At 64.2% G+C, this 3,303-nt stretch carries 2 protein-coding genes and 1 pseudogene; all 3 read right to left on the bottom strand.

The genetic code is table 11. The features are described 5' to 3' along the window. Window positions 1-1,315 (bottom strand): polysaccharide deacetylase family protein (locus AHiyo1_RS12590; protein WP_253257312.1); only part of this gene is annotated, 1,315 nt, incomplete at its 3' end. A gap of 186 nt (window positions 1,316-1,501) precedes the next feature. Further along, window positions 1,502-2,883: pseudogene (locus AHiyo1_RS12595) on the bottom strand (NAD(P)(+) transhydrogenase (Re/Si-specific) subunit beta). Then, window positions 2,880-3,221: an NAD(P) transhydrogenase subunit alpha gene (locus AHiyo1_RS12600; protein ID WP_059388797.1), complete on the bottom strand. Its 342-nt coding sequence runs from the start codon at window positions 3,219-3,221 to the stop codon at window positions 2,880-2,882. Before AHiyo1_RS12600 ends, AHiyo1_RS12595 begins: the two are co-directional and overlap by 4 nt. Between the last annotated feature and the right edge of the window lie 82 nt (window positions 3,222-3,303).

The raw sequence follows: 3,303 nt of genomic DNA on the forward strand, positions 1-3,303 counted from the left end.
GGGTGATGTCGATCATCGAATAGTCGTCCGTGGTGATCGAACCGTTGGATTGGATGTTCAGTCCGTAGCTGATTCCCGAGGCACCTGCCGGGAGCGCCGGTGTGGTCCACGTGATTTGCGTCCAATTACTGCTCGCGTTGAACAACGGGCTCGCCGTCCAATAGGTCCAGTACCCCGTTCCGGTGCGGTAGTAGACCTCGAATTGGGTGATGACATTGGATTTATACCAAGCGCTGAGCTGATAGATATGGCCCGGAGTGCCCGTGGGAGAGCAGCCGCCAAGATCCAGGGCTGGCAGGAGTTTCGCGTCACCGCTGACGTAGCCGCTCATAGTCAGTCGTTCTGCGTTATTGCCCGTGTGGCCAGGCGAGACCACTGAAAAGCTGGGGGTGTTGGTGCCGTATCCACCAGCAGCCCAGCACAGCGGAATCCCGCTGGTCAGTGTCTCGAGGCTCGGGTTCTGGATCATGTTGGTCCCCTGGGGAGGCGGGGGCGGCACCGGCGGGCCGGAGACGAGGGGCTGGACCGCGCCACCGATTACCTGGTCAACCGTCTTCACGGCGATGCTGCCCGCTGCCTGTTGTTGCGCTAGCCAGGAAGCGAATTGGTTGAACAGGCTGGGGCTGATGGTAAGGGTGGGATCGGTCCCCACGGCGATGTGGTGGAACGTCAATTGAACCCAGCCACCGCCGGCGGCCTGGGCCCTGGTCACGGAGTTTTCAAGGTTGGACAGCGTCCATGTGCTGTCCACTTCCTCCGGGGCCGCGGTGTCATAGGGGTTGGCGGGCGGAATGGTTTCGGCAGCCGGGAGCCCGGGATCGTCCTTGCTGTAAAGGTCCCCGAGCCCGCGTGCACTGTTGAACCCGCAATTCTTTACGATGGTCTGCACGGCGGGGTCCAAGGAGGCGAAGGGGTAGGCGAAGCTGGTGACCTTGAAGCCCATGTTTGCCAGGGCCACCCTGCCGTTGCACACCTGGCGCGTCACTTCATCCGAGGTCAAGGTGACCAGGTCGGGGTGGGTGACCGTGTGCCCGGCAATCTCATTTCCGTCGGCGAAAAGTTGCTGCAGGTTCGCCGAGGTGAAATAGCTCGGCTGATCGACCCATCCGGAGGGGACGAAATAGGTGCCGTGGAGTCCGAGGTTCTTCAGCGTGGCTGCGGCGGTCAGTTGGTCGGCGTTGCCGTCATCGAAGGTCAGCGTGATGACGGTGTTTGCAGCCGCATGAGCCGGCATAGCAAAGCCACTGAGGAGTGCCAGGACCATTGCCGCGCACGCTCCAACGGCGGCCCAACGGACGCCGACGCGCCGCGTCACCGCCTGCTCCTGAATCGAGAGTCCAGCCACTCCGCTCACCGTCCATTCGAAGCCCGGGCAACCGTCAAGGGCGGGAGCGTTCCCACCCTAGGTCTTCGGCCGATGATAGGGCCTTGGATTCTTCCGCGTCTTGAGTGGGCTCACCCGGCTGGGAAGCAGAAAGGCCGGCGGGCACCCCAGGTTTGATTAACTAAGCTTGAGCGCCTTGACCGCCCTCAACACTTTGGTGAGGGATTCCTTCGCGTCGCCGAACAGCAGTGTGGTCTGCGGTTCGTACATGAGTTCGTTCTCGATTCCCGCGAATCCCGGCCGCATGGAGCGCTTCAGGAAAACTACTTGTCGCGCGTCGGCCACTTCAAGGATGGGCATGCCGTAGATCGGCGAACCCGCGGTGGTTTTCGCGGCCGGATTGACGACGTCGTTCGCGCCGACCACCAGCGCGACGTCGGCTGTCCGGAATTCCGAGTTGATCTCGCCCATTTCCTTGAGGGACTCATAGGGCACATTGGCTTCGGCAAGCAGGACGTTCATGTGCCCGGGCATGCGGCCGGCCACCGGATGGATGGCGAAATCCACGTCGATGCCCCGCGCCTCCAACGCAAGGGCCAGCTCGGCCGCCGTGTGCTGCCCTTGTGCAACGGCGAGCCCGTAGCCGGGAACAATAATGACCCGTTGCGCATAGCCAAGGAGCACGGCCACGTCTTCGGGGCTGGAGGAGCGGACGGGGCGGTCGCTCACCGCCGTCGACCCCGCCGTCGAGCCTCCCTTGAACGCGCCAAAGAGGATGCCGGCAACACTGCGGCCCATGGCCGCGGCCATGGCCCTGGTAAGGATGGTGCCAGAGGCACCCACCAACGTGCCGGCCACCACCAAAAGCACATTGCCAAGCACCAGGCCCGAGGCTGCCACGGCCAGGCCGGTGAAGGCATTCAGCAGCGAGATGACGATCGGCACGTCCGCGCCGCCTACAGGGAGCACAAGCAGTACGCCCGCCGCCAGACCGAGCACCAAAAGCAGGAATGCGAGCGCGATGGAACCGCTAAAACGACGGCGACGGCGGCACCCACCGCCGCTAGCAGCACCGCCCCCATGAGGGTCGGCAGACCGGGGAACACCACGGGGCGGGTGGTCATGAGCTCCTGGAGTTTGGAGAACGTGATGGCGGAACCCGCGAAGGACACCGCGCCCACCAGCAGCGTGAAGACGATCGCCACGCGCACCCAGTGGTCCTCCGTGTGCGCTAGTTCCAAGAGTGCAACGAGCGCTGCGGCACCACCGCCCACGCCATTGAAAAGCGCGACGAGCTGCGGCATCTGGGTCATCTTGACCTGGCGCGCGACCGGCGCGGCAACGCCCGAACCGATCACCATGGCGCCCAGGATCCAGGGAACGTTGTCCATCTTGACCGAGAGGAAGACCGTGGCGACGGCGAGTGCCGCACCGAATGCGCCCACCAGGTTGCCTCGCCGGGCGGTTCGTGGCGAATTGAGTCCCTTGAGCGCGAGGATGAAACAGACTGCGGCCGCGAGGTAGAGGAGCGAAGTCCACACCGGATCGATGAGGGTCATCGCGTGTGCTCCTTGGACGCAGCCTTTATGGGCTCCGGCTTCCCGCCGGGCGGCGCAACGCGTTTACGGCCGCGGAACATCTCCAGCATGCGGTCGGTCACCACGAATCCGCCTACCAGGTTGGCGGTGGCGAGTACGACGGCGAGCAAGGCCACCGCGAGGACCCATGGGTCCGAGGCCTGCCCTGCGACGATGATCGCGCCCACCAGGATGATTCCGTGGATGGCGTTCGCGCCGGACATCAAGGGAGTGTGCAGTGTGCTTGAGACCTTGGAGACCACTTCGAAGCCCACGAAGACGGCCAGGACGGTGATGGTGAGCAGGGCGATTCCGTCCATCAGGAAACCCCCTCATTGGCAGAGCTCACGGATTCCGCCGTCTCGGCGGAGAGCGCAGCAAGCGCCTCGCCGTCGGACCGTG

Origin of the sequence: Arthrobacter sp. Hiyo1 (assembly GCF_001263615.2) — a bacterium.
GTDB lineage: Bacteria > Actinomycetota > Actinomycetes > Actinomycetales > Micrococcaceae > Arthrobacter.